7 protein-coding genes and 1 pseudogene are annotated in these 4,116 nt (G+C 38.9%); all 8 read left to right on the plus strand.

Annotated features, from left to right (window positions below; translation table 11 throughout):
- Window positions 1–498: topoisomerase C-terminal repeat-containing protein (locus tag FC85_RS04020; protein WP_191979338.1), on the plus strand; the 498-nt coding region annotated here is incomplete at its 5' end.
- 121 nt (window positions 499–619) lie between these two features.
- A complete protein-coding gene (locus FC85_RS15865) occupies window positions 620–790 on the plus strand; it encodes a hypothetical protein (protein ID WP_003561261.1) in 171 nt (56 codons plus the stop codon).
- 301 nt (window positions 791–1,091) lie between these two features.
- Window positions 1,092–2,420, plus strand: a complete 1,329-nt coding sequence (locus FC85_RS04025) for a hypothetical protein (protein ID WP_157051265.1) — start codon at window positions 1,092–1,094, stop codon at window positions 2,418–2,420.
- A 15-nt stretch (window positions 2,421–2,435) separates the two neighbouring features.
- On the plus strand, window positions 2,436–2,915 hold the full coding sequence (locus FC85_RS16265; protein ID WP_057864277.1) for an SHOCT domain-containing protein: 480 nt from the start codon (window positions 2,436–2,438) through the stop codon (window positions 2,913–2,915).
- A 14-nt stretch (window positions 2,916–2,929) separates the two neighbouring features.
- Window positions 2,930–3,283, plus strand: coding sequence for a hypothetical protein (locus FC85_RS04035; RefSeq protein ID WP_057864278.1), 354 nt, complete (start codon window positions 2,930–2,932; stop codon window positions 3,281–3,283).
- Between the two features lie 146 nt (window positions 3,284–3,429).
- A complete protein-coding gene (locus FC85_RS04040) occupies window positions 3,430–3,609 on the plus strand; it encodes a hypothetical protein (RefSeq protein WP_003561267.1) in 180 nt (59 codons plus the stop codon).
- On the plus strand, window positions 3,602–3,853 hold the full coding sequence (gene tnpB / locus FC85_RS04045) for an IS66 family insertion sequence element accessory protein TnpB (protein WP_003561269.1): 252 nt from the start codon (window positions 3,602–3,604) through the stop codon (window positions 3,851–3,853). The genes FC85_RS04040 and tnpB overlap by 8 nt, the downstream gene beginning before the upstream one ends.
- Window positions 3,854–3,907: 54 nt before the next feature.
- Window positions 3,908–4,116: pseudogene (locus tag FC85_RS04050) on the plus strand (hypothetical protein); the annotation flags it as partial.

Here is a 4,116-nt window from a genome sequence, read left to right on the forward strand (position 1 = left end):
AGTGAAGCCGGAATCACTTTATGTAAAGCAGTCGAACTCGAACCCTTGCTAACTAGCCCAGAAATGACGGCTAAATGGGAGCAAGCATTACAGCAAATCAGTACCGAAGAACGCACCCCAGATAACTTTTTGAGCCAGATTAAGAAGTTTGTGGCGAAGTTAATTGCTGATGTCCCCACACAATTAACCGGCAATTCAGCCATTAAGCAACAAATCAATCACCAACAGCAAGCACAAAAGTCCGCCGAGGTCTTCTTAGAAACACCGCAAGCGACCGTTTTAAATAAACAGAAGTTTTATATTGTAAAGCCTAAGCAAGGCGAAGACTTTACCCTGCCCAAGAAATGGAGCAGTAAGACCCTCGGGAAGACCGCAATCAAAGCACTGGTCACCAAAGGGGAAACCAGCAAACTAAAGGGTTTCAAGAGCAAAAAGGGAAAGTCGTTTGACGCCAAGTTAAAGCTTGACGGCCATAAATTAAGTTTTGATTTTGATTAGAACCTGCCTACCGCCCTGCACTACGTTCCGGTTGGTGAACCCGTCATTTAGGTTCACTTTTACAACCCTAAAAGTAAACCCAAACAACGGGTGAGATTAGCAAAGCAAAGGAGATCATGAAATGGATAACGAATTAACAGTCATTGGGAGTGAATTACCGGTTTTGCAGACTAAAGGAGCCTACAAGTATTTAAAAGAAATTACTGGAAATGGAGCTTACTATCAAGTGGCTTGGCAAAAATTAGCCGATGGCTACGTTGCCCTTTATGGCACGACCCCGATTCAAATGTGAGTATCAAGCAAACGAATTTGCAAGTGGGTTGGTGGGTTTGCTGTATATTGAAGAAAACGGCTATGGGCCGGAAAGCTCCGCTGATCTGATGCACCAATATGGCTCACCGGTGGATAAATTAGACTAAGTTGTCATGGGGGGAAGTGATTGAATGGGGTGTGCTGGGCTTCTTGTAATATTATTTTTTATCGCGATTATTTCTACTTTTGGGTGGCAAATACTACTTGTCGCTGGGATTGGGTTTTTAATATATTATTTTGTTTCCAATAAAGGCACAAAACCAAAGCAACATGTTTCGAAAGTGTCTCCAAAAAAAGAGCCGTCTAGGAACTATGTTCAAGCCACTTTGGTTACTAAGCAAAAAGCGGCTTCTGATGTTCCAAAACCTGTAAAAAAGCCTGAGATCACATCGGATGCGCAAGTTGATCCTAAAGCATCGCCAGACTCAAATTCGAACATTTCAGAAGTAGATACAGAAGCAGACGACGATATTTATTCAGATCCAAAACAGTTAATAATGGATGATCCTTACACAAGGTCCGGAAAAGTTAAAATGGATGATTTTGACCTACAAATTTATCATGAAGAACGGTCGAAACTAAAGCTTGATAATGATCAACCCAATCCGGTTTTTGAAAAGCTGTACGCAAACATTCCAGAGTCGACTAAAAAAATATTGTGGATAGCGAATGGCCCTCATAAAAATTTCGAGTACTTCCCACCTTCTGCTGCAAAGCAAGTTCATGGCTATATTGAAGCACACGATGAACTGTCCGCGTTATTTGAAACTGATGAGTTAGAACCAGGCACGCCGGAGTCATTCCGAGGTCAATTGGATTTGTTCAATACGTATAGTAGTTTTACACCAAAACAACGTTATCATTATCTAGAGTGGCTTAGCAACCCGCATGCTGGCGAAGAGTTCCAATATCCCTGGTTACTTTATCAAGGAATGGAACGCCACATGGTTTTGAAAAATTTGGATGTGGCTTTTCATTGGTTTGAATTCATCGTTTACACTCTGGATTATGTCGAACTTGGCGGATACCTTTTTAGTGACACTCTGTATGCCTATGCAAAATTCAAAAAAATCAAGTATATGCGTGCTCTCATTGATCCCAAAGACTTAGATTCACGAGATTTACTCCTTTATAAGTTACTGATTGAGGCCCCATTTGATGCGGATGACGTCAGCTATTGGATGTGGAAAGTCGGGCTTCCAGAAAATGATTTAGATTTTACTACCTTAAAAGAATACACGGCTTTACGAAGTTATTACTTGCCGCTAGCGATTCAATCTTTATATGGAACGTTAAACTTCAAATTTCCATCCACCCTCAAGCCCAAAATATATATTAATTCTGGGATTGGTGAAAATGAGGTGAAGTCAGGATTTAATCAATATTTCTTCGAAAACATTTCAACAGATCTGGAACGACAACGAATTATGTGGGTCCAACCGATGAATGAAAGTGATGAGTTTAAGAATGCGATTAAGGAGCTGGTTCATACAACCGCTGAATTTATTAGAATAGAATTTAAGCGGAGAAAAGAAAAAGGGTTAAAAATACGTAATGCAAAAGTCAAAAACATGTACAATCCATTTGCTGACCAAACAGATAAAAATTAAACGGGGGATTTAATCATGACTATCAAAGTAGAAATTCACATTCCAGAACACGTAATCATTACCGCAGATGATGCTAAAGTCGTTATTACACGAAAAGGAATTCGAAGTTTTGCCAACCGTGGGCAAAATGGAGATCAAACAATTCCATTAACAAATATTATTGGAGTTGACTTCAAAAAAGCCGGTGTTACTGCTGGCCAAATCAACTTCATCACTGCTGCTGGCAATCAAACAACCGGTGGACTCGGTGCCCTGCCAGGATTCGCACATGGTGCTTACAACAAAGCCAATAATGTTGTTTTCCGTGGGGGATCTAATAACAAAGATATGGAAAAGTTAAAAACATTTTTAGAAAACAATATGGGGCCAAAAGAATCTCAAGCACAGGCTACTAATACCGCTGATGAAATTGCTAAGTTCAAAAAGCTTCTTGATGACGGAACAATCACTCAGGAAGAATTCGACGCGAAGAAAAAACAATTATTGGGCTTATAGAGGGGAAAATCATAATGAAAATTAGAAATTCAATTATGTTAGGTGTTACCGCATTATCTTTGGGTGGAATTATGAGCATCACATTTCCAACCACCATAGATGCTTCATCCTGGCATACTTCTGCAATCCCCTATCGATTGCGCGGACATTGGTATGCAACAGCTAATCCAAACTATGGAGTAAAAATCTATCGGCATTATATCCATTTTTCTGGTGAGAAATCCGTTCATGTTACAAAATGGAAGTATCTCGGAAATCACTTCTATAAATTCCGATATAGCAACGCTTACGGTGATTCAAATTCACTGCATTATTTCAGTCCTCATAAGATCTCAATGAATTCATTCTGGCACTCATACTTTAGATAACGAGGGTAACGAGCATGAAATTAAGAAAGTCAATTATATTAGGAATTGTTGCATTAACCTTGTAAGCACTAAATAACTGGACGTCTACTTCGTAGACGTCTTTTTGAGTACCATAGAATTATTAATTAAGTATGAGGTGATTCTTTATGGAAAAGACCATTGTGCCAGTACCCACTGAAAAGTTACAAATTACAAAGATTGATGATCCCAATAAAATTCAACCGGCTTGTCAATTAACCGTCAATAATAAAAAATTAAGTATCTTTAATAATGCCCAGCCAGAAATATTGAAGATCATTCTAAAGGAGCTGATGGCGGGTGCCTAAATTACTGAACTTTACCGAATTAGATAAAGTCTATTTGGTTTGCGGCAAAACAGATTTACGCAAAGGAATTGATGGGTTAGCAACAATTATCCAAGATCAATTCGACTTAAATCCATTTTCACCCGCATTGTTCCTATTTTGTGGAACACGGAAAGACAGATTTAAAGCTATCTATTGGGAAGGTGACGGCTTTGTATTACTTTACAAACGTTATGAATCAGGACATTTACAATGTAAGCACTAAATAAGATCATTGCCAACATTGAATGATATTTTTGAAGATGAGGAGGGGTAACTTATGCCAAATAAAGCAGATGTTAAGGCTTGGAAAGCACAATTAGTCGCCCAGGCTGAACAGCAAATCCTAAAATTAACTGATAGTGACCAATTTAAAAAGTATCTCAATACCCTGGCTAAATTTCATCGTTATAGCGCCAGAAACATTGATTTAATTTATGCGCAAAATCCTCAAGCCACTCAAGTCGCCGGTTTTAAGCAATGGCAGAA

The sequence above is a fragment of the Lentilactobacillus diolivorans DSM 14421 genome (assembly GCF_001434255.1).
GTDB classification, from domain to species: Bacteria; Bacillota; Bacilli; order Lactobacillales; family Lactobacillaceae; genus Lentilactobacillus; species Lentilactobacillus diolivorans.

What these genes read in the sequence shown, in the direction of transcription:
- FC85_RS15865 (WP_003561261.1), top strand. Translation starts at nt 620, where the DNA reads ATGGATAACGAATTAACAGTCATTGGGAGTGAATTACCGGTTTTGCAG.
- FC85_RS16265 (WP_057864277.1), top strand. Translation starts at nt 2,436, where the DNA reads ATGACTATCAAAGTAGAAATTCACATTCCAGAACACGTAATCATTACC.
- FC85_RS04035 (WP_057864278.1), top strand. Translation starts at nt 2,930, where the DNA reads ATGAAAATTAGAAATTCAATTATGTTAGGTGTTACCGCATTATCTTTG.
- FC85_RS04040 (WP_003561267.1), top strand. Translation starts at nt 3,430, where the DNA reads ATGGAAAAGACCATTGTGCCAGTACCCACTGAAAAGTTACAAATTACA.